The organism is Paraburkholderia nodosa (assembly GCF_001718195.1).
Lineage (GTDB): Bacteria > Pseudomonadota > Gammaproteobacteria > Burkholderiales > Burkholderiaceae > Paraburkholderia > Paraburkholderia nodosa_A.
On the sequence record NZ_MCNV01000013.1, the window covers coordinates 37,779 to 64,098 of the forward strand.

Annotated in this window: 21 protein-coding genes and 2 pseudogenes; 14 read left to right on the forward strand and 9 right to left on the reverse strand. The window is 62.9% G+C overall.

The window, feature by feature from the left end:
* The first annotated feature begins 60 nt into the window (after positions 1–60).
* Entirely contained in the window at positions 61–639 is a 579-nt protein-coding gene (locus tag BFD71_RS21835; protein WP_069266402.1) for a TetR/AcrR family transcriptional regulator, read from the forward strand.
* Positions 640–858: 219 nt separating this feature from the next.
* Positions 859–1,002: pseudogene (locus tag BFD71_RS42255) on the forward strand (2-hydroxy-6-oxo-6-phenylhexa-2,4-dienoate hydrolase); the annotation flags it as partial.
* A 177-nt stretch (positions 1,003–1,179) separates the two neighbouring features.
* On the opposite strand, the gene BFD71_RS21840 reads toward BFD71_RS42255, so the two are convergent.
* The gene (locus BFD71_RS21840) at positions 1,180–3,159 is read right to left on the reverse strand and encodes an ArnT family glycosyltransferase (protein WP_370684301.1); all 1,980 of its coding nucleotides are present in this window, start codon (positions 3,157–3,159) and stop codon (positions 1,180–1,182) included.
* A 369-nt stretch (positions 3,160–3,528) separates the two neighbouring features.
* Between BFD71_RS21840 and BFD71_RS21845 the strand changes: the two genes are divergently transcribed.
* From BFD71_RS21845 to BFD71_RS21860, 4 genes and pseudogenes are all read left to right on the forward strand, one after another.
* Positions 3,529–4,155 carry a response regulator gene (locus BFD71_RS21845; protein WP_069266404.1) on the forward strand — a complete coding sequence of 209 codons (627 nt, stop codon included), beginning with the start codon at positions 3,529–3,531 and terminating at the stop codon, positions 4,153–4,155.
* 86 nt (positions 4,156–4,241) lie between these two features.
* A pseudogene (locus BFD71_RS39265) lies at positions 4,242–4,436 on the forward strand (LysR family transcriptional regulator); the annotation flags it as partial.
* Positions 4,437–5,966: 1,530 nt separating this feature from the next.
* Positions 5,967–7,298, forward strand: coding sequence for an MFS transporter (locus tag BFD71_RS21855; RefSeq protein WP_069266405.1), 1,332 nt, complete (start codon positions 5,967–5,969; stop codon positions 7,296–7,298).
* Between the two features lie 108 nt (positions 7,299–7,406).
* Positions 7,407–8,594: a porin gene (locus BFD71_RS21860; RefSeq protein ID WP_069266406.1), complete on the forward strand. Its 1,188-nt coding sequence runs from the start codon at positions 7,407–7,409 to the stop codon at positions 8,592–8,594.
* An 81-nt stretch (positions 8,595–8,675) separates the two neighbouring features.
* Here the strand turns inward: BFD71_RS21860 and BFD71_RS21865 are convergent, their stop codons facing one another.
* Complete coding sequence (locus tag BFD71_RS21865) at positions 8,676–9,728, reverse strand: LacI family DNA-binding transcriptional regulator (protein ID WP_069266407.1); 1,053 nt, start codon at positions 9,726–9,728, stop codon at positions 8,676–8,678.
* Positions 9,729–9,934: 206 nt separating this feature from the next.
* On the opposite strand from BFD71_RS21865, the gene BFD71_RS21870 reads away from it, so the two are divergent.
* From BFD71_RS21870 to BFD71_RS21885, 4 genes are all read left to right on the forward strand, one after another.
* Positions 9,935–11,482, forward strand: a complete 1,548-nt coding sequence (locus BFD71_RS21870) for a UxaA family hydrolase (RefSeq protein WP_069266408.1) — start codon at positions 9,935–9,937, stop codon at positions 11,480–11,482.
* A gap of 57 nt (positions 11,483–11,539) precedes the next feature.
* Positions 11,540–12,874 carry an MFS transporter gene (locus BFD71_RS21875; protein WP_069266409.1) on the forward strand — a complete coding sequence of 445 codons (1,335 nt, stop codon included), beginning with the start codon at positions 11,540–11,542 and terminating at the stop codon, positions 12,872–12,874.
* Positions 12,849–13,640, forward strand: a complete 792-nt coding sequence (hpaI, locus tag BFD71_RS21880; protein ID WP_069266410.1) for a 4-hydroxy-2-oxoheptanedioate aldolase — start codon at positions 12,849–12,851, stop codon at positions 13,638–13,640. Before BFD71_RS21875 ends, hpaI begins: the two co-directional genes overlap by 26 nt.
* An 82-nt stretch (positions 13,641–13,722) precedes the next feature.
* Positions 13,723–15,195, forward strand: coding sequence for an NAD-dependent succinate-semialdehyde dehydrogenase (locus BFD71_RS21885; RefSeq protein ID WP_069266411.1), 1,473 nt, complete (start codon positions 13,723–13,725; stop codon positions 15,193–15,195).
* Here the strand turns inward: BFD71_RS21885 and BFD71_RS21890 are convergent, their stop codons facing one another.
* Positions 15,196–16,098, reverse strand: coding sequence for a LysR substrate-binding domain-containing protein (locus BFD71_RS21890; protein ID WP_069266412.1), 903 nt, complete (start codon positions 16,096–16,098; stop codon positions 15,196–15,198).
* A gap of 103 nt (positions 16,099–16,201) precedes the next feature.
* Here BFD71_RS21890 and BFD71_RS21895 point away from each other — a divergent pair, with 103 nt between their 5' ends.
* Entirely contained in the window at positions 16,202–17,086 is an 885-nt protein-coding gene (locus tag BFD71_RS21895; protein ID WP_069266413.1) for an alpha/beta fold hydrolase, read from the forward strand.
* Positions 17,087–17,296: 210 nt separating this feature from the next.
* Here the strand turns inward: BFD71_RS21895 and BFD71_RS21900 are convergent, their stop codons facing one another.
* From BFD71_RS21900 to BFD71_RS21910, 3 genes are all read right to left on the reverse strand, one after another.
* Complete coding sequence (locus tag BFD71_RS21900; protein WP_069266414.1) at positions 17,297–17,653, reverse strand: STAS/SEC14 domain-containing protein; 357 nt, start codon at positions 17,651–17,653, stop codon at positions 17,297–17,299.
* A 387-nt stretch (positions 17,654–18,040) separates the two neighbouring features.
* Positions 18,041–18,799, reverse strand: coding sequence for an SDR family oxidoreductase (locus tag BFD71_RS21905; RefSeq protein WP_069266415.1), 759 nt, complete (start codon positions 18,797–18,799; stop codon positions 18,041–18,043).
* 19 nt (positions 18,800–18,818) lie between these two features.
* Positions 18,819–19,568, reverse strand: coding sequence for an SDR family oxidoreductase (locus BFD71_RS21910; protein ID WP_069266416.1), 750 nt, complete (start codon positions 19,566–19,568; stop codon positions 18,819–18,821).
* A 96-nt stretch (positions 19,569–19,664) separates the two neighbouring features.
* Between BFD71_RS21910 and BFD71_RS21915 the strand changes: the two genes are divergently transcribed.
* The gene (locus BFD71_RS21915; RefSeq protein ID WP_069266417.1) at positions 19,665–20,582 is read left to right on the forward strand and encodes an AraC family transcriptional regulator; all 918 of its coding nucleotides are present in this window, start codon (positions 19,665–19,667) and stop codon (positions 20,580–20,582) included.
* A gap of 66 nt (positions 20,583–20,648) precedes the next feature.
* On the opposite strand, the gene BFD71_RS21920 is transcribed toward BFD71_RS21915, so the two are convergent.
* Positions 20,649–21,410 carry a bestrophin-like domain gene (locus BFD71_RS21920; RefSeq protein WP_069266418.1) on the reverse strand — a complete coding sequence of 254 codons (762 nt, stop codon included), beginning with the start codon at positions 21,408–21,410 and terminating at the stop codon, positions 20,649–20,651.
* Positions 21,411–21,810: 400 nt separating this feature from the next.
* Here BFD71_RS21920 and BFD71_RS21925 point away from each other — a divergent pair, with 400 nt between their 5' ends.
* Positions 21,811–22,860 carry a methyltransferase gene (locus BFD71_RS21925; protein ID WP_069266419.1) on the forward strand — a complete coding sequence of 350 codons (1,050 nt, stop codon included), beginning with the start codon at positions 21,811–21,813 and terminating at the stop codon, positions 22,858–22,860.
* Here BFD71_RS21925 and BFD71_RS21930 read toward each other — a convergent pair.
* Both BFD71_RS21930 and BFD71_RS41520 read right to left on the reverse strand, forming a co-directional pair.
* Entirely contained in the window at positions 22,857–23,843 is a 987-nt protein-coding gene (locus BFD71_RS21930; protein ID WP_069266420.1) for an aldo/keto reductase, read from the reverse strand. The two genes, BFD71_RS21925 and BFD71_RS21930, sit on opposite strands and share 4 nt — an antisense overlap.
* Before the next feature lie 95 nt (positions 23,844–23,938).
* On the reverse strand, positions 23,939–24,094 hold the full coding sequence (locus BFD71_RS41520) for a hypothetical protein (RefSeq protein WP_176732934.1): 156 nt from the start codon (positions 24,092–24,094) through the stop codon (positions 23,939–23,941).
* 503 nt (positions 24,095–24,597) lie between these two features.
* Between BFD71_RS41520 and BFD71_RS21935 the strand changes: the two genes are divergently transcribed.
* Positions 24,598–26,283 (forward strand): sialidase family protein, encoded by a 1,686-nt coding sequence (locus BFD71_RS21935; RefSeq protein WP_069266421.1) that lies wholly within the window; start codon positions 24,598–24,600, stop codon positions 26,281–26,283.
* Positions 26,284–26,320: the final 37 nt, after the last annotated feature.

Consider the following 26,320-nt stretch of genomic DNA (forward strand, 5'->3'; position numbering starts at 1 on the left):
TCACTGATCCACATCCAGATTCCGAAGATACGGATCACCGATCCACTTGTCAAGAAAACTATGCGGGCCGACGCCAGAAAGAATTACGACCATCTATTAGCAGTTGCGCGGGACGTCGTCACCGCGCATGGTGCCGATGCGTCAATGCGAGATATCGCCCGCCGGGCCGACGTCGGGTTGGCCACGCTGTTTCGTCATTTCCCGACTCGAGAAGCCTTGTTCGAAGCGCTGCTGCGAGAGGATCTGGACGCGCTGACGCAGAAGGCAGTCGAACTCGAAAGGTCGAATCCACCTGATGAAGCGCTCGTGTCCTGGTTTCGCGAAGGGGTGGCATTCGTCCATAGCTATAGCGGCGTTGTCGCGATGATGGCGAGTGCCCACGCGACCCCGGACTCCGCGCTTTACGCTTCATGTGCAGCGGTGCACTCAGCGGGCGAGCGCTTGCTGCTCCGTGCTCAGGCCGAGGGGTCCGCGCGTGCCGATGTGAATGGCGACGACCTGTTCGCCCTGATGTCGGCGCTCGGCTGGCTCGGTGACCAACCCTCATTCGCACCACGGGCCGACCATCTCTTTCAGGTCATCGCGAGCGCCATTCTGTCTGAGCGCACGAGCGGCGATGTCAGGAAAGCAAGGTGTTGAATCGGATCGGCGATCGGATGCACGGGGCCGAGACGTCGCACATTTGCGGTTGATGGCGTAAGTGCCGGCCCACCGTCTCGTGCGCCGGCAGCCGACCGCTATCGCGCTGGCGAGTCGAAACAGGTCGAGTTGTGAGTTCAAGTCTTCGCCCTTGCCCCCTTCTTGCTCAGCGTTGACTCAGTCGGGCTACGGTTCTTGCAGTATCGGGATAGTGGATAGTTCCTTCCCTACGACATGGGTCTTCGTCTGATGGCGGGTCTCCCCAATGCCGAATTCCATATGTTCAACCGCTGTGGTCACTGGGTGCAATGGGAACACGTGGACAAGTTCAATCGCATGGTGCTGGACTTCCTGTCCAACTAAGCGTCGCTGGTGTGAAAGCCGCCTGTTCTTCGGTCCTGGTAGTTTTGCAACCGTGACCTGAGACGGATTGTGTAGCCAATCGGCAAATGAGTTTGCCAGTCCTGGAGGCCAGGGACGGCTTCAACCGCGCGGCATGCCCTTCGGCGAAGCGATCTTCAAACGGCTCAGCGGCACCGATTACGAAGCCGTCTTCGTCGCCATGCGCTGATAGACGCGCAGCACCTCGTCGTTGTCACCCGGACGGCTGCCTTCCCAGTACAGTCGCCAGCCCCCGACGGGCGACTGACCGTCTGCAGGTCGACCCTGTTCGATGAGCCAGTTGCAGGACGTGGTCTGAGGGTCCGCGGTGGGCACGTGCATGACACCGGCGAAGTAATAGAGCATGGGCGCTTCAGATTCGCCCAGCCCACTGCTCGCCATGCAGTCTCCGGCTTTCCAGGTGCTGTTCAGTTTGGCACGCAGATCCTCGAACGGTGCGCGATAGCTCTTCGCGACGTCGAGCCAGGGCAGCAGCAGCGTGCCGACGAGCCCCCATGCGACGATGGCGCCCAGACACCAGCTGAATGCGCCGCGCCAGTTGCCCGCTGACTTGAGCCGGGGAAGCAGCAATACCCACCCGAGCGTGAGGGCGAGCGCCGCGATGATCAGCTTCGGCTGAATGGGCATCACCCATTCGAGCGGCAGCCAGCGGCCAAGCAAATGCAGGACACCGTGGGTCTCGGGGGCGCCCGTCATCTTCCACCACACGACCCATACAAGCACCACGAACGATCCGAATACGATACGGCTCATGATATCCCACGCGAGGTGCACGCGCGGCGGCAGATAGCGGATTCCCTGCATGGCTAACAGCGAGAGCGGGGCAATGAACGGCAGGATGTAGAGCTCGCGCACTGTCGACGACGCCTGCAGTACCGCGAAGCCAATCCCCGAAAACAGCACCGGCAGTGCGACTTCGGGATCGCGTAGACGTCGCCATGCGCCGCCCGCAAGCGCCACGAGGGCGAGCGGAACGACCGGAAAGCCGACTGTCAACGCCGTGCGCAGCACAAACAGGTGCCCGACGTTTTCCGAGCCGAGTTGCGCCACCGAAAAGCCGAAGAAGCGGCCGATGTTGTTGTCCCACAGCCAGATCTTGAATAGCGCTTCGGAGCGCAGATAGAAGCAAAGCGGCCAGATCAGCGCGAAGGGAGCGAAGTAGAGCGCCGAACGTGCCAGTGAGCGCGCAAAACGGCTGCTGCGGCACGCAGGGTAAAGCAGCATCGCCGCGCAGATGGTCGCACCCAACACGAGCGGCACGAACAGGCCTTTCGCCAGAAAGGCGATGCCGACGCCAATACCGAACATCGCAGCGGCATGACGGGCAGCGCGCCCTTGAATGCGGCTGTTCTCGCAGTCGCTGGACGCTTGCTGTGAAGTTGTGGATTCTGGCCACGCGGGTGCTGTGTTGCGGCCTCCGTTAGGAGAACGACGCAAGCCGCCTTCCATCCGCAAGTGAGCGCAGACAAGCTCGTAAAGTGCGCAGAATGCCAGCGCGGCGCCGGCCATCAGCGCGACATCCGTCATCATGTCGTGGATATGCTTGACGACTACCAGCGTGCTGGCGAAGAGTGCGAGCGTTCCGGGCACGCGCGGATCGGTCCACCGCACGGCGCCGGTAGCGCGCCGGGCGAGACGCGCCGTGCAGGCAAGCGTGAGTGCAGCGAAGACGACGCTCGCGAGACGGGCCGCGTCGTACAGCGGCAGAAAGCGGCCGAACATCCACGCGAGTGAGGCGGCTACCCAATCGTAGACGGGCGGTTTTTCCACGAAGGGCTGCCCGGCGCTGGTCGGGACGACCAGATCGCCGGTGTCGAGCATGTGCTCGATGATGCCGAAGGTGTAGGTTTCGTCCTGCTTCCAGGGATCGTGGCCGAGCGTGCCAGGCAGGAGCCAGGCGCAAACGAGCGCGAATGCAAGCAGCCCGACGAACAATCGTGAAGTCGCCAATGCCCGCGCGCCTTTGCGGGTAGCTGGTAATTCCGGGGGCAACGGAGTGACGGGCGGTGCCGGCTGACCGCCCGTGGTCAAGTCCCGCAGGTGCGCGACGCCAGTGGAGACGGAAGCCTGTTCGAGGCTAACTTGTGCGACGCCGGCGTCACCCTTGCTTTCCTGCATGTAACCTCTGCTCCCGGCGCGCCTATCTGGTCAGCACCTTTCGTTATCGCCGTCGACGGACAGCTGTCACGAATACGATTGTATGCGCCGATTATTACCAAACATTACAGGGTGTAGTGTATTTGAAGGGTTTGCTTCCCACTATGCAACTGGAGCACTACACAAGCCGTCCGGCCTGCCTCATTTATTTGCATCCCTAACAAGCGCCAGTGACGCCGTGCAGGACGTCGCAAATTTTCTAGCACCTCGTTAGTGGAGCAATGAGCCAATTCGGGGCACGACCGCTCCGTGGTTTCCGAAATCAGTTTCTGGTATTTGTCGGTGGGAACGACCGATGCGGCGAAGTAGCCAACTGTATGGGAAATAGCGATGAGCCGCGTACTACTGGCTGACGACGATACCGCTTTTCGTGATGCACTTCAGACCTTGCTGGGCGACGCCGGCCATGAAGTCGCGACCGCCGGCAATGGCCTGGAAACGGTTTCGGCGGCCCTGGCCGCCACGCCAGAGGTGATTGTCTCCGACGTCCACATGCCTGTTCTCGAAGGGCCGGACGCCGTATCGATGTTGCGAGCTATCCCACGGTTTTGCGATGTTTCAGTCATTCTCATGTCTGGAGACGACACACGCGCAGGTATCGTTGCCGAAGGTTTTCTCCACAAACCTTTTGACCCAAGCCTGCTTCTCGATGCCCTTGCGAGCCTTTCAGAGCGCAAGAAGTATGGAAGCGCAAGCGAATTCACGAAGTCGCGTCGCGCCGCGTACGGGGTGGGAAAATCGGGCATGACATCGGCAAGCGCGAATCGGCAGCATCAGCGCGTTGCGCGCGCCTTCGAACTGGTGGCCGAGCAGGAGCGCCGGATATCCGGGCTCGAACGGCGCGGTATCGAGACCGGGCTGGCAATCGACTTGTACGAGATCATGGTGTGTAGCGTTGCGACGCTGACGCGCTTTGAGCAGATTACAGTTGACCCGATCAATACCGCCCCAAGCTGATCTTGCGTCTGCGATGCCGATAACACGACGAGCGCATCACCGGGAGATCTTTGCCATCTGCTGAAGCTTCTACAAAAAGTTGTGCGAAGGCGAGCGAGATCTACCGGCAGGCCGAGGAAGCGGAGAGCGCGGCGCGCGAAATGTCGGTGCAGCCGGGCGGACCGGTGCGCCTGGCCGTGCCGATGTCGTTCGGCCTGCGCTGGGTCGCGCCGCTGCTGCCGGGCTTCTACCCCGAGGTGTCGATCGACCTGTATCTCTCCGATGCGACTGTCGATCTCGTGCGAGCTCGCGGATCATGTTACGCGCATATCGGTCACGGCCTACAATCCAAGGCGTGCAAGCTTCTTCGTGGCGGTCTATACGACGAACGCGGGCACGAGTTATGCGGCTTGCGCCGACAGGCGGCGAGGACGCCGCGCGCAATTGCGGAGGGGAAAGTCATGAGGCCAACCGTGGTAGGCGTGTACGACAGCTACGCGAATGCGAGTTCGGCGCAGCGCGCACTGGGCGAGGCTGGGATAGCCCAAGCGGATATTGCCATCTACTCGATATCGGCTGATGCTCCCCGCGAAAAGGGGCCACGTGTCTATGTGCAGGGCGCTGTCGATACGCACCACCACAAGAAAGTCTTCGATCGACTGGAACAGTTGTTCACGCGCATCTTCACGAAGGGAGCGTATCCATCCGATGCGGAGGATTACAGGGAATTCATCCGTCGCGGTGGCACGGTAGTCAGCGCCGATGTTTCTGAATCACAGGTCGATCAGGCGATTGAAACGATGAGCCGCATGGGCGCTGCCGACATCGAGGAGCGCGCCAATGCGTGGCGTACGGGCTCTGCGAAGGCGCAAGGTCCGGAACACACAGCGCATCCAGGCGGCGGCGTGATCGGCGAACGCGCCAAGCCGCTGGAAGTCACACACGGGTGGCCAGGCGACACGCGGGCCGCATCGGCGGCGCGGCCGGCGTCTTCCCCGGGTGCTCCTGCCGCGGCAGGGCGAGGGCCGACCCCGGCAGGGGAGAAGCAGCCTCACGCCGCGCAAGCGCCCGACGGCAACGCCGCCGCGGCAAACGCCCAGCGTCCAATGACGGGCTTCATGGGCGACCCCGGTCTCGGCGCCCAGCATGACGACCCACACCCGTACGACAGCGAATTTAAAAAGGACTACGACGCACATTACGCGAACACGGGTGCGTCATTCGACGAGTATCGACGTGCCTACTCACACGGCGCCACGCTCGGACGCGACGAGCGGTTTCGCGGGTCAGACTGGCAGGGCGTGGAAGCGAGTGCGCGCGCGAACTGGGAGTCGCGATATCCGGAAAGTGGATGGGAACGCTTCAAGACGGCTGTGAGGCACGGTTGGGAACGTGTCAGGGGCGGTGTATAGCTTAGAAGTCGGGCGCGCCAGGCTCCGAAAGCATCGACAGATTCGCTGCACGCGGCGAACGCCTGTCAATTTAGTTAAGACTCCTACTGGTCACACGAACAAATCCACGCCGAATACTGGGTTGATGGCGCGAGGTCCGTAACTTGTCTGCACGAGAGCCTGCGGGAATATCAAATCAACCTGTTCCGCTTGCCAGTCCTCCGCCGTTTCATACTCGCCAACGCAGGCAATCCTTGCGAATTGAAAGGCGGGTATCCGCAATTACCCCAAGGAAAAGACGCTGGCATTTCTCCGGCGGGCATACTACGATTGCGCCCAATGTTACCGGTTACAGTAAACGGTAACATTGCGGCGGGCAAAGCCGGGATTCACCCCGGCGCGGCCGGAAGCGACCATTATTAATAGAACAGGAGACACGAGATGCATCTCGCCACCAACGCGCGGAGCCGTTCCAGGATTCGCTGGTGGGTTGCCGGCCTCATGTGGGCGGCGATCGCGATCAACTACATCGACCGCACGGTGTTGTCGGCGGCGGCGCCGCGCATCCAGTCGCAATTCCATTTGAGCGCGGTCGAAATGGGTGTCGTCATGTCGGCGTTCTTTTGGTCATACGCGCTGCTGCAATTGCCCGCGGGGTTTCTCGCCGATCGTTTGGGCCAGAAGAAAGTACTGGGTTTCGCGGTGCTCTGGTGGTCGCTGGCGACGGCGGCCACGGGCGTGGCGAACGGTTTCAAATCGCTCGTCGCGTTGCGCGTGGCGCTTGGCGTGGGCGAGGCGGGCGCGTATCCGAGCAACGCGGGCATTGCGTCGAAGTGGTTCCCGCGCAGCGAGCGCGCGACGGTCGCGGGCATTTTCGACAGCGGTTCGAAGCTCGGCGGCGCCATTGCGCTGCCGCTCATCGCCGCGATGCTCACGGCGTTCGACTGGAAGATCACCTTCGCGCTGACTGGATTGCTCGGCCTGATCTGGTACGTCGTGTGGCAGTTCACGTTCAGCGATTCGCCGCGTGACCACAAGCGGGTCAATTCCGAGGAACTCGCGCACATCGAGAGCGATTTGCTGGCGGAGCAAAGCGACCGGGCGGCGAGGCCGCCGCTGCGCAAGCTGCTTGCGCATCGCAACATCTGGGCGATGTGTATCGGCTTCTTCATGATCAACTACAACTCGTACTTCTTCATCACGTGGCTGCCCACGTATCTCGTGAAGGCGCGTGGCATGACGATGATGGAAATGGGCTGGATGGCGTCGCTGCCGCTGCTCGCCTCGATCGTCGTGGAGATTTTCGCGGGCTGGGCCTCGGATCGCGTGTTTGCCTCGGGCAAGCTTTCGCTCACCGCCACGCGCAAGCTCTTTCTCGTGATCGGCTTGCTGATGGCATCGAGCATTGGTTTCGCCGCGTTCGCCGACTCGGCCGCCGTTGCGGTGCTGCTCCTATGCATCGCGAAGTCGGGCACGACCGTGGCGGCTTCGCAGGTCTGGGCGCTCCCAGCTGACGTCGCACCGCGCAACGCCGTGTCGATGGTTGCGGGCGTCCAGAACACGGTATCGAACATCGGCGGTGTGGTTGGCCCGATCGTGACGGGCGCGATCGTCGGCGCGACGGGTTCATTCGTGCCCGCGCTCGTGGTGTCGTCGGCGCTGATCGGCGTGGCGATCATCAACTATCTGTTCCTGCTGGGCAAGGTCGAGCCGATTCGTCTCGACGGTGCCTCGACGCAGCCGCAGGCGCGCGAGTACAGCAACGCCCCGTAAATCCACCGGTTCGGCCCTCGTTTTGTCGATGGAAAAATTCCCGCTAATTCCTTTCAAGCCGGAATGCGTAGTACTCCTGTAAATATTAAAACCAGACAGGTCACCTGTATGAAAAAAGCACTTTTCGCAGCGGCCGGGCTTTTGTCCGTCGCACCCGTCGTGGCGCAGGCCCAGAGTTCCGTCACGCTGTATGGTCTCGTCGATGCCGGTATTGGCTACGTCAACAACATCAAGGGCGGCTCGGCGTTCCAGCTGACGAGCGGCCGCCTGAGCGGCAGCCGGTGGGGCCTGAAAGGCAACGAGGATCTCGGCGGTGGATTGAGCGCGGTGTTTACGCTCGAAGGCGGTTTCAAGCCCAGCGACGGCACGGCCGCGCAAGGCGGGCGTTTGTTCGGCCGCAGCGCGTTCGTAGGCATTGCGAAGAGCGGCATCGGCACGTTCACGCTCGGCCGCCAGTATGAACCGCTGGCGGATCTCGTTGCGCAGTACGCAGGTCCGGGCACGTGGTCGCCGTCCACCCACGTGGGCGACAACGACAACCTGAACCAGACGTTCCGCATCAACAACGCGTTGAAGTTCCGCAGCGACACCATCGCGGGCTTCACTGTCGACGGCATGTACGCGTTCAGCAACCAGGCGAGCGGCTCGGCCGGGCAAGGCTTCGGCAACAATCGCGCCTGGGGCGTCGCCGCGAATTACGTGAACGGACCGCTCTCGATCGGCGGCGGCTACGTGCTGCTCGATCATCCGAACACGACGACCAACACGAGCGGCGCGATCGGCGGCGCGTCGAGCACGACCGGCGACGACTACAGCGGCGGATTCTTCTACGGGCTCGACGGCGGCGTAGCCCGTCAGCAGATTGCGGTGGCCGGCGCGAACTACAAGATCGGCAGCGCGATTGCGGGCTTTGCGTTCAGCCACACCGAACTCAACTACAACGACGGTTCCACGCGCAAGTTCAACAACTACGACGCGAACCTGCGCTACCTGCTCACGCCGGCCACGACGCTGATCGGCGTGTACACGTTCACCGACGGCCGCGCGAACGGTCTGCCGGGCACGGGCGGCGCGACGCTCAAGCCGAAGTGGCATCAGTTCACGCTGGGCGTGGATTACGCGCTCTCGAAGCGCACGGACGTCTACCTTTCGGGCACGTATCAACTCGCGGCCGGCGACGCGTCGACGCGCGTGGGTTCGACTTACAGCCGGATCGCGGCGATCGCCTATGCGGGCGGCGCATCGTCCACGAATCGCCAGGTCGACGTGTTCACGGGTATCCGCACGAAGTTCTGAGCGCGCTTTCAGGCACTAAAAGCAAAAGGCCTCGCGATGTTTGCGAGGCCTTTTTGCGTAGTCATCGCGAGACGACGAATCTCAGGCCGAGCCGCGCTCGATCAGCGTGAAACCGACGTCCACTTTCGCGCGCTTGCTCGTGCCGGTCTCGATTTTCTCGATCAGCATGGACGCCGCCAGCTTGCCGATTTTCGTGCCGTCGATGCGAATCGTCGTGAGCGGCGGGTCGGCGTCGGCGGCGAAATTCTGGTCGCCGTAGCCAATCACCCTGAGGCGTCCCGGCACGTCGAGCTTGCGCGCATGGGCTTCCATGAGCACGCCGAGCGCCATGATGTCGGCGCCGCAGAAGATTGCGTCGATCTGCGGATGGTCGTCGAGCAGCTTTGCGAACGCGCGTCGTCCGTCGCCGAGATGCGCGGGTGAGGGCACGGCGGCCACGGGAATCTCGCGCTCGCTGCCGAAGGCTTCGATGAAGGCGTCGGCGCGCAGCTTCGCCCGGCGGTCGCCCGGGGTGACGATGGCCGGATGCCGCGCGCCGCGCTCACGCAGGTAGCGCGCAGCCGCTTCGCCCACGCGCGTGTGCGAGAAACCGATCAGCATGTCGAGCGGCGAGCGCGTGATGTCCCACGTTTCGACCACGGGAATGCCGGCCGCGCGCAGTTTCTGCCGCGACGCCTCCGAGTGGATCACGCCGGTGAGCACGATGCCGGCCGGACGCCGGCCGATGATGGCGTCGAGCAGCGCCTCTTCGCGCGATTCGTCGTAGCCGCTCTGGCCGAGCAGCAACTGATAGCCGGCCGTCTCCAGCTCTGCGGTCAGGGCCGCGACGGTTTCCTGGAACACGCTGCCCGCCATCGCCGGGATCAGCGCGACGACGAGGTGGCTGCGATTCGAGGCGAGCGAGCCCGCGATCAGGTCGGGCGTGTAGCCAGTTTGCCGCACGGCCTCGCGCACGCGCTCCAACGTTTCGACCGAAACGAGCTCGGGGTTGTTGAGGGCGCGCGAAACCGTGACCTTCGTGACCCCGGTCAGACGGGCCAGATCGCTGAGCGTGACCCGGCCGGTGTTCTTGCGGGCACGCCGCGACGCGGTGCCGGTGGCGGGCGGGGCGAATTCTGTCGAGGTCTTGGTCACGGGCGCGGGCGCTCCTGCTGCAAAAAGGTGTTGGCAATTATCCCAAAACTGTACTACGATGGCATCTATGTTACCGGTTACATTAACCGGTAACTTTGTTCCAGAACGATAGGCAGCGCGTTTCCCGGCGCCGCCAGCAACCATCTCGCATGGGACCGGAGCAGGTGCCCCTGCGCGCCGTCCGGATCGTCAGCGGAGACAGGCGAATGCTCCAGTCCAACAAGTCCTATAGCGGGCCGTTGATCCGGCTCAACCCAAACGACAACGTCCTGATCGCGCGCGAGCCGCTGACGATCGGGCATCAAGTCCTGATCGAAGGCGAAGCGATTCGCCTGCGCGCGCAGGTCGCCGCGGGCCACAAGGTGGCGGCGCGGCGCATTGCGTCGGGCGAGCCCATCCGCAAGTACGACACCGTGATCGGGGTGGCCGCGCGCGACATCGAGCCCGGCGACCACGTTCACACGCACAACATCACGCTCGTCGATTTCGACCGCGATCCAGGCTTCGGTCTCGACGTAAAGCCAGTCGATTACGTTGCGCCCGAGCAGCGCGCGACGTTCAACGGCATCGTGCGGCCCGACGGCCGCGTCGCCACGCGCAACTTCGTCGGCATCATCGCGTCGGTCAATTGTTCGGCCACGGTCATTCGCCATATCGCCGATTACTTCACGCCCGAACGCCTGCGCGATTATCCCAATGTCGACGGCGTGGTCGCGTTCGCGCAAACCAGCGGTTGCGGCATGTCCTCGCCGAGCGAGCACTTCGACGTGCTCCGCCGCACCATTGCGGGCTACGCGCGTCATCCTAACCTGGGCGGCGTGCTCATCGTCGGACTGGGTTGCGAGCGCAACCAGGTGGGCGATCTGCTCGACTCGCAAGGGTTGGAGACGGGCAAGGCCGTGCACGCGCTGGTGATGCAGGACACGGGCGGCACGCGCGCGACGATCGAAGCCGGCATCAAGGCCGTGCAGGACATGCTGCCTGCCGCAAACGACATCGTCCGTACGCCGGTGCCCGTCAGCCATCTGAAGATCGGTCTCGAATGCGGCGGCTCGGACGGCTTCTCGGGCATCACCGCGAATCCGGCGCTGGGCGCGGCGATGGACCTGCTCGTGCGGCACGGCGGCACCGCGATCCTGTCCGAAACGCCCGAGATTCATGGCGTCGAATACATGCTCACCCGCCGCGCCGTGTCGCCCGAAGTCGGCCAGAAGCTGCTCGACCGGCTCGCGTGGTGGGAGCGCTATACGCGCGGCCAGAATGGTCAGTTCAACGGCGTGGTCGGGCCGGGCAACCAGCAGGGCGGTCTCGCCAACATCTTCGAAAAGTCGCTCGGTTCCGCGATGAAGGGCGGCACGACGCCGCTGCAGGCCGTGTACGAATACGCAGAACCGATCGATCGCGCGGGCTTCGTGTTCATGGACTCGCCCGGCTATGATCCCGTCGCGGTGACGGGGCAGATCGCGAGCGGCGCGAACCTGATCTGCTTCACGACGGGCCGCGGCTCCATGTTCGGCTCGAAGCCCGCGCCGACGCTCAAGCTCGCGAGCAACACACCTATGTTCACGCGCCTCGAAGAGGACATGGACATCAACTGCGGTGTCGTGATCGACGGTGAACGCACGATCGAGGAAATGGGTCAGGACATCTTCGATCTGATCGTTCGCGCGGCTTCCGGCGAGCGCACGAAGAGCGAACTGCTCGGACTCGGCGACAACGAATTCGTGCCCTGGCACATGGGTATCGTGAGCTGAAGGCGCGTAACTGCGCGCCTTGAATCGGTATCAATAGAACAGGAAGGGAGACAGCAGATGCTCGAATCTGCACAACGGCATGGCCGATCGAAGATGCGCTGGTGGGTCGCGGGCCTCATGTGGGCCGCCATCGCGATCAACTATATCGATCGCACGGTGCTCTCGGCGGCAGCCCCGAAAATTCAGTCGGAGTTTCATCTCGACGCGATGCAGATGGGCATCGTCATGTCGGCGTTCTTCTGGTCGTATGCGCTGTTGCAATTGCCCGCGGGCTTGCTCGCCGATCGCCTGGGCCAGAAGAAAGTGCTGGGTTTCGCGGTGCTCTGGTGGTCGCTCGCAACCGCGATGACGGGCCTCGCGAGCGGCTTTCGCTCGCTCGTCGCGTTGCGCGTGGCGCTGGGCGTGGGCGAGGCGGGTGCGTACCCGAGCAACGCCGGTATCGCCACGCGCTGGTTTCCGCGCAAGGAACGCGCGACCGTCGCGGGCATCTTCGACAGCGGCTCGAAGCTGGGCGGCGCGATTGCCTTGCCGCTGATCGCGTGGATGCTGGCCGCGTTCGACTGGAAGATGACCTTCGTGCTCACGGGCCTGCTCGGCGTTGTGTGGTTCGTCGTGTGGCTAGTGAGCTTCACCGATTCACCCGCCGATCATCGGCGCGTGAATGCGGCGGAACTCGCGCACATCGAAAGCGATAAAGGCGTGCACAGCGCGCAACCGCCCGTGCGTCCGCCGTGGCGCAAGCTGCTTGCGCACCGCAATGTGTGGGCGATGTGCATCGGCTTTTTCATGATCAATTACAACTCGTACTTCTTCATCACGTGGCTGCCCACGTATTTGATGAAGGAACGCGGCATGAGCGTGCTGCAAATGGGCTGGATGGCCTCGTTGCCGCTGCTCGTGTCGATCGTCGTCGAGATTTTCGCGGGCTGGGCCTCGGATCGCGTCTTCGCGAGCGGCAAGCTTTCTCTCACGGCAACGCGCAAGCTCTTTCTCGTGATCGGGCTCGTGATGGCGTCGAGCATCGGCTTCGCGGCGTTCGCGCATTCGGCGCTCGTGGCGGTGCTGCTGCTGTGCATCGCGAAGTCCGGCACCACGGTCGCGGCCTCGCAAGTGTGGGCGCTGCCCGGCGACGTCGCGCCGCCCAATGCGGTTTCGATGATCGCGGGGCTGCAAAACACGGTGTCGAATCTCGGCGGTGTGGTCGGCCCGATCGTCACGGGCGCCATCGTCGGCGCGACCGGCTCGTTCGTTGCCGCGCTGCTGTTCTCGGCGGCGCTGATCGGCATCGCGATCCTCAACTATCTGTTCCTCCTCGGGAAGGTGGAACCCATTCAATTCGGCGACCCCTCACAGGAGACACGCATTCATGAACCCGCAGACGTCAGGGCTTAATCCGTTCAAAGCCGCGCTCGCCGCGCGCAGGAAGCAAGTCGGCTTCTGGCTTTCCATGGCCGATCCGTATCTCGCCGAAGTGAGCGCGACGGCCGGTTTCGACTGGCTCCTCATCGACAGCGAGCACGCACCCAACGAACTGCGCACGATCCTCGCGCAATTGCAGGCCGTGGCGGCGTACCCGGTCGAGCCGGTCGTTCGCCCCGTGAACGGCGATCCGGCGCTGCTCAAGCGGCTGCTCGATATCGGCGCGCGCAACCTGCTTGTGCCGATGGTCGATACCGACGAAGAAGCACGCGCGCTCGTCGCCGCCGTGCGCTATCCGCCGCATGGCATTCGCGGCGTGGGCAGCGCCGTGGGCCGTGCGTCGCGCTGGAGTCTGCGGACCGATTATCTAGATATTTCGGATCACGAAGTGTGCCTGCTCGTGCAAGCCGAAACGGCGACGGCGCTGGGCAACCTCGAATCGATCTGCGCGGTGGACGGCGTGGACGGCGTGTTCATCGGACCGGCCGATCTCGCGGCCTCGATGGGCCATCGCGGCAAGGCCACGCATCCCGAAGTGCAGCAGGCGATCGACAACGCGATCCGCACGATCGTCGCGTCGGGCAAGGCGGCGGGCACACTCACGTCCGACCCGGCGCTCGCGCGTCACTACCTGGAGCTCGGCTGCACGTTTGTCGCGACGGGCGTGGACATCCTGATGTTCGCGAACGCGGCGCGCAAGCTCGCGCGCGATTTCGCGGACGTGCGCACGGCGGGCTAATGCCGCGCGCGTTCGGTTCGCCGGTCACACCCGTCGCGACGGTTTAACGGATCACGACATCCCTTGTAGAAAGGAGCACGCAGTGAGTTTGGAGTTGACGCGAGGCGAACTGCTTCGACAGGATAATTTCATCGACGGCAAGTGGATCGCCGCCGCCGGAGGCAACCGTTACGCCGTGACGAATCCGGCGACGCAGGGCACGCTCGCGCAGGTGGCCAGCAGCAGCGCCGCCGACGCCCGCGCGGCGACGGATGCGGCGAGCCGCGCCTTGCCCGCCTGGCGCGACAGGCTGCCCCGCGAGCGGGCGCACGTGCTCAACCGTTGGCACGCGCTCATTGTCGAGAACACCGAGGACCTCGCGCGCCTCATGTCGATGGAGCAGGGCAAGCCGCTTGCGGAGGCGCGCGGCGAGGTTGCGTATGGTGCGTCGTACGTCGCATGGTTTGCCGAAGAGGCGACCAAGGTCTACGGCGACATCATTCCGCAGACGCAGCGCGGCAAGCGCATGAGCGCGATCAAGGAGCCGATTGGCGTGGTCGCCGCGATCACGCCGTGGAACTTCCCGCTCGCAATGATCGCGCGCAAGATCGCACCGGCGCTCGCTGCAGGCTGCACAGTCGTGGCGAAGCCCGCCGAGGACACGCCACTTACGGCGCTCGCACTGGCCGCGCTCGCGCAGGAAGCGGGCTTGCCCGACGGCGTGCTCAACATGATCTCGGCCGCGCGGGACGAAGGGATCGCCGCTGTTGCCGACTGGCTCGCCGACGACCGCGTGCGCAAGATCACCTTCACAGGCTCGACCGCAGTGGGCAAGCATCTGGCGCGCGAATCGGCAGCCACGCTCAAGAAGCTCTCGCTGGAACTGGGCGGCAACGCGCCGTTTATCGTGTTCGAGGACGCCGACCTCGAGGCAGCCGTCAACGGCTTGATGGCGGCCAAGTTCCGCAACGGCGGGCAGACCTGCGTGTGCCCCAACCGCATCTACGTGCATGAATCGGTTTACGAACGATTTGGCGATCTGCTGGCGAAGCGCGTCGCAGCGCTTCACGTGGGACCCGCAACGGACCCGAAGGCGCAGATCGGTCCGATGATCAACGAGCGTGCGATCGAGAAGATCGCGAAGCACGTCGAGGATGCCGTGGCGAATGGCGCGCGCGCACTAACGGGCGGCAAGCGGCTCGCCGAACTGGGGCCGAACTATTACGCGCCCACCGTGCTCGCCGACGCGACCGACGCAATGGTGCTGTGCTGCGAGGAAACGTTCGGCCCTGTCGCGCCGCTGTTCCGCTTCACGGACGAGGATGAGGTCATCAGGATCGCAAACGACACGCCTTTCGGTCTCGCGGCTTACTTCTACACGAACGACGTGCGCCGGATCGATCGCGTGGCGCGAAAACTGGAAGTCGGCATCGTGGGCATCAATGAAGGCGCCGTGGCCAGCGAGGCGGCGCCTTTTGGCGGCGTGAAGGAGTCTGGCTATGGGCGCGAAGGCTCGAAGTACGGCCTCGACGACTACCTGAGCATCAAGTATTTGTGCCAGGGCGGGCTCGACTGATCACCCGCGAAGTGCGCGTGGGCTGAAGCGGCCCTGCTGGCCTGCGCGGCATGCAGCATCGATCAAAGTCGCGCAGGCCGGCGAGTCGGTACGAGGAAACGCGTAGAAACGGGCAGCTGGCAACGCGGGCAGTCCTTCCTTGCGACCCAGCAAGCGCAAGCCATCGACTCGCTGACTATCGGCGATGACCGTCACTGCGAAACCCGATCTCGCCGCCGACAGGCAGCCCGCCATGCTGCTGCTCTCGAACACGAGGCGCCACGCTCGACCGGCCCTGTTCAGCGCGGTGATCGCCGACTCGCGATAAATGCAGGGATCGGGGAAAGCGGCCAGCGGCAGCGGCTGGTCGAGATCCAGATCCGCATCTTCCGCGTAGGCCCAGACTAGCGGCTCTTCCCACAGCAGCGTGCCGCCTTTGCCGACACGGCTGCATTGCTTGCCGAACACGAGATCCAGACGGCCGCGCTCCTGCTGACGCAACAGATCGGCCGTGATGCCGACTCTCAGGTCGATTGTCGCTTCGGGATGCTGGCGGCGAAAACGCTGCAACACCTGGGGCAGCCAGGCGCCCGCGAAATCTTCCGATGCACCGACTCGCAGCAGCCCGCGCAGCGGCGTACCGCGTAGTTTCGCGCGGACTTCGCGTTCCAGATCCAGGATGTTTCGGCCGTAGGCGTACAAGGTGTCGCCGGCTTGCGTCAATTCCAGGTGGCGAGTCGTGCGTGTCAGTAGTCCGACACCGACGATCTGTTCGAGGCGCTTGATATGTCCGCTCACGGCCGAAGGGGTCAGCGCCAGACGCTCGGCGGCCGTGGCAAAGCTGCCGCTGTCCACGACTTCGAAAAAGGTGCGCAGCAACACGGTATCGAGCGGAACACCGTCGGCAGTGGGCAGAATGTCCATCAGATCATTCAACGCAAAAAATCACCAATGATTAGTGATTATTCACCAATCGGCACGAGGCGTCGAGCTATCGTGGGACTTCCCTGTTTGCACGAGGAACACGATGAACACCTACCAACATGCCGCCACCGGGCGGCTCGACATCGCCTGGCTCGAATGGAACCCGCAGGGGGCGCGCACAGCGGTGCTGGTGCACGGCTGGCCGGACAGCCCCCAGTCCTGGAAGAACGTCGCGCCCATTCTGGCCGATGCGGGTTACCGCGTGCTCGCGCCGGCGCTGCGGGGCTTCGCGCCCACCCGCTTTCGCGATACGGCCACGCCACGCAGCGGCCAGTTGTCCGCGCTGGGCCGCGATCTTCTGGATTTTCTCGCCGTGCTGGGCGTTGAGCAGCCGGTATTGGTCGGCCATGATTGGGGCGCACGCGCGGTCGCGAATGCGTGCGGCCTGCGTGACGGCGTGGCTTCTCAGCTGGTGATGCTATCAGTGGGATACGGTACCAATGATCCGAACCAGATTCTGACCCTGCAGCAGGTGCGCAATTACTGGTACCACTGGTTCATGGCGACGCCGCGAGGCGCTCGCGTGGTGCGGGACGAACGTGAGGTTTTCGCCCGGCAGATGTGGGATACCTGGGCGCCGGCTGGCTGGTATGCGCCGGCCGACTTCGACGAAGCGGCGCAGGCATTCGAGGGCGACGATTGGGCAGAGGTCGTGCTTCATAGCTACCGACACCGTTGGGGCTTTGTCGACGGCGACCCTGCCTATGCCGAGGATGAGGCGCGTCTGAATCCCGCGCCGAGGCTGTCGGTCGCAACGTTGGTGCTGCACGGCGGCGCGGACACCTGCAACCATCCCGATAGTTCCAGCGGGCGGGAGTCGTTGTTCGTTGGACGGTATGAGAGGAAGGTACTCGATGGCGTAGGCCACTTCCCGCAGCGCGAAGCGCCAAAGGACGTTGCCGATGCGATTTTGCGGTTCTGTCGATAGGCGCTACGCGCAGGGGCTTGGCGGCGGGTACTTGGCGACCCTTCGTCGATCTGCCGGAATAAATTGTGTCCACGCCGTCCTCGATACGGCGCTGCCTGCTGCCATGAAGGCGAAACGCATCGTGACTGCGAAATCAGTCAATCCGACGTTGGGGAACAGTGGGCGGCTCCTCGCCGCCCACCGTCCGAAGCGTGCGGTTGCAGGCGACGTTCACGCGTTGATCCAGGCACGCGCCTGTTCCAGCTCGTTGACGTGGAACGCCTTGATTTCAGCCTTGGTAAAGAATCGCGCCAAATGCATCGAGGCGCGAATCCAGGCCGCATCGGCCACCACCGCGGCGCGCGTGACCTTGCGGGCGACGGACACGGCTAGCGTCATGTCGGTCCACAGCGCCTTTGGCTCGATACCGCTGAAATGCTCGATGCGTTCGAGCACACGGGTTTTCCCGTTCAGTTCAAGATCGCCACGCATGCGCTCGATGGCTTCGCGCAAATCGTGGTCGGTGATTTTGCCTTCGACGGTGATTTCGACGACGGGCGAATCGGGAGTGGAGTGATACTGGATCATGGCGGGCCCCATGGTAAGGAGACGTTACACGCTCAGGCGCGGCGAGGCCTGGCGTTCGACAGCACTTTCATAGTACCCCTTTTCATGCGCCATGCTGCCCGCAAGAAAGTGGTGTGCCTTTTGAAAGCCGCCTCAAATGTTTGCAGTGCATAAAAAAAGCCGCATACAGGGACGCGGCCGAGGGGGGCACCTGACGGGGGCTATTCCGTGTGCAGGCGCATAGCCAGATTACTCAAGCTGTGTGACATTCATCTAGCCGACAAAAATAGCGGCGCTTCGTGTCGACACGGCGCAACAACAAAATTAGGGAATCTTGCGGTGCGCTGCAGTCTGGGCTAGATCGGCCGCGTCGCTTTTAATGAGGGTGCTTCAGCGGCGGCCCCTCGTTCACCACGGAATCGTCTGATTTTCCCAGCGGGTGAATGTCCCCGACGGGCCGTTCGGACCCAGCAGAATGACGCGTACCGCTTCGCGGGCACCTTCCTCGACGGTCTCCGTGCCGGTGAAGCCGTTCAGGTTCGTGCGCGTGTAGCCCGGCGAAACGGCGTTGACCCTGATGCCCTCCGGTTCCAGTTCGATCGCCATGGCAACGGTCAATGCGTTGAGCGCCGTCTTGGACGCGGGGTACACCGGACCGAAGATCGAGCGCCACGGGAACGCAGGGTCCGAGTTTGTCGTGAGCGATCCCATACCACTCGACACGTTGAGGATGCAGGCGGCCATCGATTTGCGCAGGAGCGGCAGCATCGCCTGATAAACGGCCAGCACGCCGAACACGTTGGTGTCCCACACCGCGCGCATTTCGTCGAAAGAGACATTGCTCGGGCGGGTGGTCTTCGCGAAGTCCTCCACGGACTGGCCGGGCTGCCGGTTCGTGCTCGAAATCGCGGCGTTGTTGACGAGCACGTCGAGGCGGCCATGCTCGTCGCGAATGCGCTGCGCGGCGGCGGCGATCGAAGCCTGATCCGTCACGTCGAGCTGGAGCGCACGCGCGTTCGGCCCAATCTCCCTGGCCGCGGCCTCACCGCGTTCGAAATTGCGCGACCCGACGAGCACCGTGAGGCCGTGTGACGCGAGATCCTTCGCGATCTGCAGACCGATTCCCTGATTGGCGCCGGTGACGAGCGCGATGACATTGTCCTGCATGCAAATCTCCTGGTGTTGATTAGCTCGCCTCAGCTGCCCACGCCTGTGCATCGGCACCGGCGGGAATGTGCATCGGAGTCGAGGGATCGGTCGCCGCGCGCCACACGGCTTCGGCGACGTCCTGTGCCTGGGTGAGCGGGGACGCCGTGTCCTCCAGACGCGCGATGACTTCTTTGACGAGACCCGCATAGGCCTCATTGTCGAAGCCGTGGATGTGGGCACGCGCGTTCTCTCCAAAGCGCGTCTCCAGCGAACGGCCTGGTAGCACGAGGCGCACTCGCACGCCGAACGGTTCGAGTTCGAGCGCCATCGACTCGGTGAACGCGTTCACCGCCGCCTTGCTCGCGCGGTACGCGCCGATCAGCGGCAGCGCCTTCAGCGTCACGCTCGACGTAACGTTCACGACGACGCCGGCCTTGCGCGCGCGGAACTGGGGCAGCACGGCTTGCGTCACCGCGATCGTGCCGAACGTGTTGGTCTCGAAGACCTCGCGCACGGCGTCGATCGGAACAAGCTCAGCCGGGGACGCCGCGCCATAGCCTGCATTGTTGACGAGGACGTCGATCGGGCCCGCAGCCGTGACGGCCGCGCGTATGCTTTCCGGCTTCGTGACGTCGAGCGCCAGCACGCGCAGGTGTTCCGAAGGCGGCAGCACGTCGTCACGCGGCGTACGCATCGTGGCGACGACCCGCCAGTCACGGGCCAGGAAGTAGCGGGCGATCTCGAGCCCGAAGCCGGACGAGCAGCCGGTGATCAGCACGGTTTGCATGGAATCTCCTTTGGTTTGCGTGTGTCCATACGATAGATCGCGCAGACCGTACTTGCTACAATCAAAGGTCCGAATTTCGTTTGCAGGAGTCCGGCCATGATCGATCCGTTGGCTGAAGTCGTGACGCTGCTGCAGCCGAGTGCGCGCTTCTCCAAACTCGTCCTCGGCGCCGGCCCCTGGCGCATCAGTCGTTCGGGTGCGGGCGAGCCTTTCTATTGCGTCATCCTCGATGGCGGGTGCTGCATCACGATCGACGATCACGCGCCGCTCGAACTCGTGGCCGGCGACTTCGTCCTGATTCCTGCGTCCTATGGCATCGAGGTGAGCAGCCTCGAGCCTCCCCCGCCGGACGTCGAGCCAGTGACGCCCGTCGCGCTGGGCAACAATGAATTCAGAATCGGCGCCGCGGACCACCCGGTCGATTCGCGCATGGTGGCGGGCCACTGCAGCTTCGGGTCGCCGGATTCATCTTTGCTGGTTTCGCTGCTGCCGCAACTCGTGCATGTCCGCGGCCAGGAACGGCTGGCCACACTCGTCAAGCTCGTGCGCGAGGAATCGAGAGCGCAGCGGCCTGCGCGTGAAGTGGTGCTCTCTCGCCTGCTGGAAGTGCTGCTCATCGAAGCACTGCGATCCACGGCGGGAACGTATGCGCCACCGGGGCTCGTGCGCGGACTCTCCGACAGCCGCCTCGCGGCCGCGATCCGGGAGATGCACGAGCACCCGACGAAGCCGTGGACGGTTGCCGCGCTCGCGAAGGAGGCCGCGCTCTCACGTTCGACGTTTTTCGAACGCTTCAGCCGCGCAGTCGGCGTCGCGCCGATGGAATACCTGCTGACCTGGCGCATGGCGCTCGCGAAGGACCTCTTGCGTCGCAATCACGGCCGTATCGCCGAGATTGCGCAACTTGTCGGCTACAGCTCGGCCAGCACGTTCAGCGTTGCCTTTACGCGGCACGTCGGCCGGCCGCCTACGCAGTACGCGCGTGAGGAGCAGGTGGCCCCGGATGGCGCGTAAGCAGGCGCGAGCGGGTTGCCGGGAGGGCTGTTCACGTTGGCAAACTTCCAGGCGGTACTGCGGCGACTACTGTCCGAGTATGGAGAGCGCCTCATGCACGGGCGCGAGGGAGACAGCGACGATGCCGCCGAGCGGCGTGTTCATTTCCAGAATCAAAAAAATGGCGATAGAGGTGGATATCGCGCCCAGAAAGAACGTGATGACGACCGTCGTGTTGGGTGAGGTGAACAGCCCAAACGAGCCGAAGATGATGCACAGCCACAACACGAGCGTGAGCAGAAGCGGCATCGGGGTCGAGCCTGCCGCCTGCAGCAGTGCAAGCTCGCGCATCGCCAGGACGTCGCCGGCGATCTGAATGGCGCGCGCCTGTAGCCGGCGTTGCGTTTCACTGTTCGGTGACAGTTGCGCCAACCGGCGTTGAATATTTTCCCCGCGTTTAAGCTCCTCGGGGCTGCGCATGCTTGCCAGCTGAGCCGGATCGCCGGAGGTGATCTTCTGGATGCCAGTGGCGACGCCCTGCTTCAGCAAGACCCGGATCTCCTGCGTCTCTGGACCGTACTGGGCGAGTGTGCGATCGAGCAGAATGATTTCGGTGGCGTCGCGTACGACCGCGGCGTTCGCGGCATCGAATGAGCTTTTCGCCGACGAGATCAGCAGCCCGAGCACCAATGCGGCCATGGTGGCTATCAATCCAATCGTCAGCTTAATGACGCTGACCGATTCGTCGCCGAGATGATGCGCTGGCAGCATGGTATGCAGATACAGGCCGAGCAGGGCGCAGCTAAACACGCATGCAAACACAATGATCGCAATGCCCAGGTGTGGCACGGTTCGATTCTCCGTTTTCGCTTGAGGCGTGGTTGCCTTCGCCGGATGCCTGAACGACTATTTTGTATTACACCCCATGTAATGGGCGAGGCTGCGGCGCATCACTACTCTTTGTTTGTCGTGTCATCGCCCCTTGATGCATGCGTCCAACTCCCAAGGAAATATCATGGCTCCTTTCCCGTAGATACACTCGATTCGGCTCCGGAAGGCTCGAAGGCGGCATGTCGAGGTCTTGCCGAAGCAAACACTCTTTCAGACGCCGTGCGCTTCCAGCCGCCTGAAGATGAGGTAAGCGCGGAATAGTCTTCGCCCGCAAGGTGTTCTGTTGACGCAAAGACGATTCGTGTAGCAAAGCAAAGCCATCGAGAAACTTGCTATCTCTGCGAAAGGAAACAAGACAATGGAAACGCAATTGAGCACCTTGACGTCTGAAACCGCGAACGCATCTGCCGCCTCCCCACAAAAGCTGCTTCAGCTGGCCATGGGTTTCTGGGCCTCGAAGACGCTGCTCTCCGCGGTCGAACTCGACCTGTTCACCGTTCTGGGCAGGGGCCCGCGCACAGCAACACAACTGATGGATCAAATGCAGTTGCATCCGAGATCGGCACACGACTTCCTCGACGCTTTGGTCGCGCTAGGGGTCCTGGATCGAGACGACGGGCTGTACCGGAATACCGCCGAGGCCGATGCATTTCTGGACAGATCCAGGCCGGGTTGTATCGCCGGATTTTTGCTCATGGCTAACAACCGCTTATATCCGTTCTGGGGCTCGTTGACCGAAGCGTTGCGCACGGGGCTCCCGCAGAACGAAGCAAAGCAGGGCGGTAACCCGTTCGATGCAATCTATCGTGACGAACGCGGGCTCCGTGAGTTTCTGGGCGCAATGAGCGGTGTCAGCATGGATCTGGCAAAGGAGATTGCGCAAAAGTTTCCCTGGCAGAACTATCGCTCGGTCGTCGACGTCGGCACCGCGCAGGGCGCCCTCGTGGCGGAGATTGTGCGTACGCACGAGCATCTTGCGGGAATCGGGTTCGATCTGCCCGCCGTCGCTCCGGTATTCAACGACTACATCGCGGCGAACGCGCTAGAGGATCGAATTCGCTTTCATCCGGGCGACTTCTTCGTGGACGCGTTGCCTTCAGCCGACGTTATGGTGATGGGACACATTCTGCACGACTGGAATCTCGAACAGAAGCGCGAACTGCTCGCGAGGAGTTATCAGGCGTTGCCCGCCGGCGGATGTCTGATCGTCTACGACGCGATGATCGACGACGAGCGCAGGCGCAATGCGTTCGGCTTGCTCATGAGTCTGAACATGCTGGTCGAGACGCCCGGCGGTTTCGACTATACCGCCAGGCAGTGCCGCGAATGGATGACCGAGGCTGGCTTTCGGGAGATCAGGGTCGAACCGCTGGGCGGGCAGAACTCGATGGTGATTGGCGTTCGCTAGCGGTCGAGATGCGACAGCATGGGCGGCAGGTAACGTGTGCCCGCGGTCTGGTGTCCGGCAAGGAAACTCCGAATGTGATCCAGATCCGCCGGCGTCAGCCGAACTGAAGCTGCGTTCACGTTTTCCTCGAGGTATTGGTGCCGTTTGGTGCCGGGGATCGGCACCAGATCGTCACCTTGCTTGAGCAGCCAGGCGAGCGCGAGCTGGCCCGGTGTCACGGACTTCTCGTCGGCAAGGGCCTTGATGAAATCTGCGAGCTTGACGTTCGTATCGAAGTTGCTGCCCTGTATGCGCGGATCGTTGGCTGCCCGCCAGTCGTTGGCGGGAAGGTCCTCCGCCCGCCTGGCGTTGCCGGTCAGGAAGCCCCGGCCAAGCGGACTGTAGGGAACAAAGCCGATACCCAGTTCGCGCAGCGCCGGCAGCACCTTGTCTTCGACGCCGCGCTCGAACAGCGAATACTCGCTTTGCACGGCCGAGACGGGTTGCACGGCATGGGCGCGCCGGATGGTATCGACGCTCGCTTCCGACAAGCCGAAATAGCGAACCTTGCCCGCGGCGATCGCGTCCTTGACCGCGCCCGCCACGTCCTCGATCGGCACGTCGGGATCCACGCGATGCTGGTAGAGCAGATCGATGTGATCGGTCTGCAACCGGACGAGCGACGCGTCGATCACCTCCTTGATATGCTCGGGGCGGCTGTCGAGGCCGCGTACGCCGTTGTCGATCTTGAAGCCGAATTTCGTCGCGATCGTCACTGCGTGACGACGCCCTTTTAGCGCGCGTCCGAGCAGTTCCTCGTTGGCGAAAGGACCATAGATCTCAGCGGTATCGAGGAATGTGCAACCGAGCTCGATCGCCCGATGAATCGTGGCGATCGACTCGGCGTCGTCGGGCGTGCCGTAGGCGTAGGACATCCCCATGCACCCCAGCCCGATCTCCGAAACGGCGAGTCCTTCACGTCCAAGCTTGCGCGTGTTCAGCATATTGCCCTCCTGTGGTGGCTAGCTACCTAGCATGGCACGCGCGTCGGATACGTGTTAGCACGATACTCCTGATTGCTTGCACGATTCTCCTGCAGTTAAGGGACGCTCACCAACTCCATTGAGTCGTCGCAAGGCAATGCGAGTGCGACCTCGCAGTCAGCGCAATAGACACCACCCATGCCGTCGAGTTGCGCGCTTGGCTTGCCGGCCTGGTCGATGATGTCACTCGCATCGATCTGCGCTTGGGACATGTGCCGGATAAGGTCCTCCATCTCGTCCAGAAGAACGCCGGGAATATCGTGAAACGCTTCCTTTGTGACGCTTGTGGAAGCGCGATCATTCTCATTCCAGGTAAATAAGCATTCCGAATAAAACAACGATGTTTGAAAGAACTGAGCCGTCGAACACGCAGTCGTCTATGGCTCCCATGGAGTTCCGTCACCATGCTTCTGCAAGCGTATACATGATTTGACCGTGGATCTGCAATCCTCGTACCAAGCCAATATTAGTGAGGGCGCCGCGTGATGAATCGGAATCCGTAATGTTTTTTTCACACAAATGCGCCTACAGCGACCTAGTGTGTTTTGGTAGTGGCATCTTCGCTGCATGTTTACGCGGACGGTAGCAAGCGTTGGTTTTGCGGTGGGGCAAGTCGGTTTCACATGTACCGGAAGATCACGATATGGAAGTCATGGCTCCGGTGACGGACAGCCGGAAAGTGCACAGGCGTTTTCCCTTTTTCGCGAGGCTCAGAATGAAAATCAATATCAGGTGCTTATCCCGGTTTGCTTTCCAGGGCGTGGCAGGCGGCGGGGTCATTGCGCTCGCGTGCTCGATCGGCCCAGGCGCGAACGCGCAAACACTCGGATCGCTCGTCCAGGTAGCCGCGGGCGACCCGTTCAGCGGATGTGCCGCCGACCAGGTGCACGCGCAGGAATCGGCATTCGGCAGCGTCCTGTATCCGGCGACCTCGATTGAGCCATGGATTGCGGTCGATCCGACCGACCCGTCTCGTCTCCTCGCCGGCCACCAGCAGGATCGCTGGAACGACGGCGGTTCACGCGGGCTCGTCGGCGTCGCCTCGAGCGATGCGGGCACAACCTGGTCCAATACGATTCCGTCCGGCGTGACTGCGTGCACCGCAGGCAAATTCCGGCGAGCTTCCGATCCCTGGGTAGATTTCGCGCAAGACGGAACGGCCTTCTTCTTCTCTCTGGTACTGGACCCTGCGCAGCCGACGACTCCATTCGGAGCCCGAAATAGCGGAATGCTGGTCAGCCGCTCCACTGACCATGGCGCGACGTGGCAGCCTCCCGTTACGCTGATCCGCACCAACTCGCCGCACGTGCTCAATGACAAGAACTCACTCACTGCGGATCCGACCGCGAACAAATACGTCTATGCGGTCTGGGATCAGTTGAGCGTGTTCCCGCCGACGAAGGAGGGCGCCCAACTGCTCGCGCAAAATGACGGTGTTGAGATCGCGCGCCAATTGGCGGGCCTCTCTTCGACATGTGGGACGCCGCCGTGCGCGGGTGGTGCCCCCTCCTCCAAATTCAGTTTCACCGGCCCTAGCTTCTTCTCACGGTCCACCGACAATGGCGCGACGTGGAGCACAGCCGCACCGATCTACCAGCCTGGCACGAACGCGCAGACAATCGACAACATGGTGCGCGTGCTGCCTGATGGAACCGTGCTCGACTTCTTCACCGCGATCAACGTCACGCCATCGCCACTGAGCATCGGCTATATCAAGTCGACGGACAAAGGCGCGAGCTGGTCGGGGCCGACGTTCACCAACAATATTCATACGATCGGCGGCGTGGTCACCGGCGTGGTCACACCTGACAGCGGTCAGCCGATACGCGACGCCGCTATTCTCTACAGTGTCGCTGTGAACCCGGTCTCGGGGGCTATCTATCTTGCCTGGCAGGACGATCGCTTTTCGTCCGGGACCTGCACCACACCCACCGGATCGATTCCGATTGTCGGGATCGTCTTCAGCGAGTCGGATGACGGCGGGGCGACCTGGTCAGCACCCGTGATGATCAACAAGACGCCGCCGAACGGTACGAACCCCTGCCGTCAGCAGGCGTACATTCCGGCGATAGTGCCTTCGGGCGACGGCAATACGATCGTGGTGACCTACTACGACTTTCGTAATGACACGAACACGCCTGTGGGCTTCGAGGGCAGCGACTATTTCGCGGTGTTCTGCTCGACAGCCACTGCGTGCACGAACCCCGCCAACTGGGGTAACGAACGGAAACTGACTGACGCCTCGTTCAACATCCTGAACGCACCCGTAGCGGGCGGACATTTCCTCGGCGACTACATGGGTCTGGCCGCTAGCGGACCGAAAACTATTTACCCCTTATTCGGTGTTGCCACGAGTGCCAACGTGACGGCCGAATACACCCGTAAGATCACCTTGCCGTAAGCGCTAACGGCGGCGGCCGGCGGAGGTCGCCGCCCAT

What these genes read in the sequence shown, in the direction of transcription:
- BFD71_RS21835 (WP_069266402.1), top strand. Translation starts at nt 61, where the DNA reads ATGCGGGCCGACGCCAGAAAGAATTACGACCATCTATTAGCAGTTGCG.
- BFD71_RS21840 (WP_370684301.1), bottom strand. Translation starts at nt 3,159, where the DNA reads ATGCAGGAAAGCAAGGGTGACGCCGGCGTCGCACAAGTTAGCCTCGAA.
- BFD71_RS21845 (WP_069266404.1), top strand. Translation starts at nt 3,529, where the DNA reads ATGAGCCGCGTACTACTGGCTGACGACGATACCGCTTTTCGTGATGCA.
- BFD71_RS21855 (WP_069266405.1), top strand. Translation starts at nt 5,967, where the DNA reads ATGCATCTCGCCACCAACGCGCGGAGCCGTTCCAGGATTCGCTGGTGG.
- BFD71_RS21860 (WP_069266406.1), top strand. Translation starts at nt 7,407, where the DNA reads ATGAAAAAAGCACTTTTCGCAGCGGCCGGGCTTTTGTCCGTCGCACCC.
- BFD71_RS21870 (WP_069266408.1), top strand. Translation starts at nt 9,935, where the DNA reads ATGCTCCAGTCCAACAAGTCCTATAGCGGGCCGTTGATCCGGCTCAAC.
- BFD71_RS21875 (WP_069266409.1), top strand. Translation starts at nt 11,540, where the DNA reads ATGCTCGAATCTGCACAACGGCATGGCCGATCGAAGATGCGCTGGTGG.
- hpaI (WP_069266410.1), top strand. Translation starts at nt 12,849, where the DNA reads ATGAACCCGCAGACGTCAGGGCTTAATCCGTTCAAAGCCGCGCTCGCC.
- BFD71_RS21890 (WP_069266412.1), bottom strand. Translation starts at nt 16,098, where the DNA reads ATGGACATTCTGCCCACTGCCGACGGTGTTCCGCTCGATACCGTGTTG.
- BFD71_RS21895 (WP_069266413.1), top strand. Translation starts at nt 16,202, where the DNA reads ATGAACACCTACCAACATGCCGCCACCGGGCGGCTCGACATCGCCTGG.
- BFD71_RS21900 (WP_069266414.1), bottom strand. Translation starts at nt 17,653, where the DNA reads ATGATCCAGTATCACTCCACTCCCGATTCGCCCGTCGTCGAAATCACC.
- BFD71_RS21905 (WP_069266415.1), bottom strand. Translation starts at nt 18,799, where the DNA reads ATGCAGGACAATGTCATCGCGCTCGTCACCGGCGCCAATCAGGGAATC.
- BFD71_RS21910 (WP_069266416.1), bottom strand. Translation starts at nt 19,568, where the DNA reads ATGCAAACCGTGCTGATCACCGGCTGCTCGTCCGGCTTCGGGCTCGAG.
- BFD71_RS21915 (WP_069266417.1), top strand. Translation starts at nt 19,665, where the DNA reads ATGATCGATCCGTTGGCTGAAGTCGTGACGCTGCTGCAGCCGAGTGCG.
- BFD71_RS21925 (WP_069266419.1), top strand. Translation starts at nt 21,811, where the DNA reads ATGGAAACGCAATTGAGCACCTTGACGTCTGAAACCGCGAACGCATCT.
- BFD71_RS21930 (WP_069266420.1), bottom strand. Translation starts at nt 23,843, where the DNA reads ATGCTGAACACGCGCAAGCTTGGACGTGAAGGACTCGCCGTTTCGGAG.
- BFD71_RS41520 (WP_176732934.1), bottom strand. Translation starts at nt 24,094, where the DNA reads ATGTCCCAAGCGCAGATCGATGCGAGTGACATCATCGACCAGGCCGGC.
- BFD71_RS21935 (WP_069266421.1), top strand. Translation starts at nt 24,598, where the DNA reads ATGAAAATCAATATCAGGTGCTTATCCCGGTTTGCTTTCCAGGGCGTG.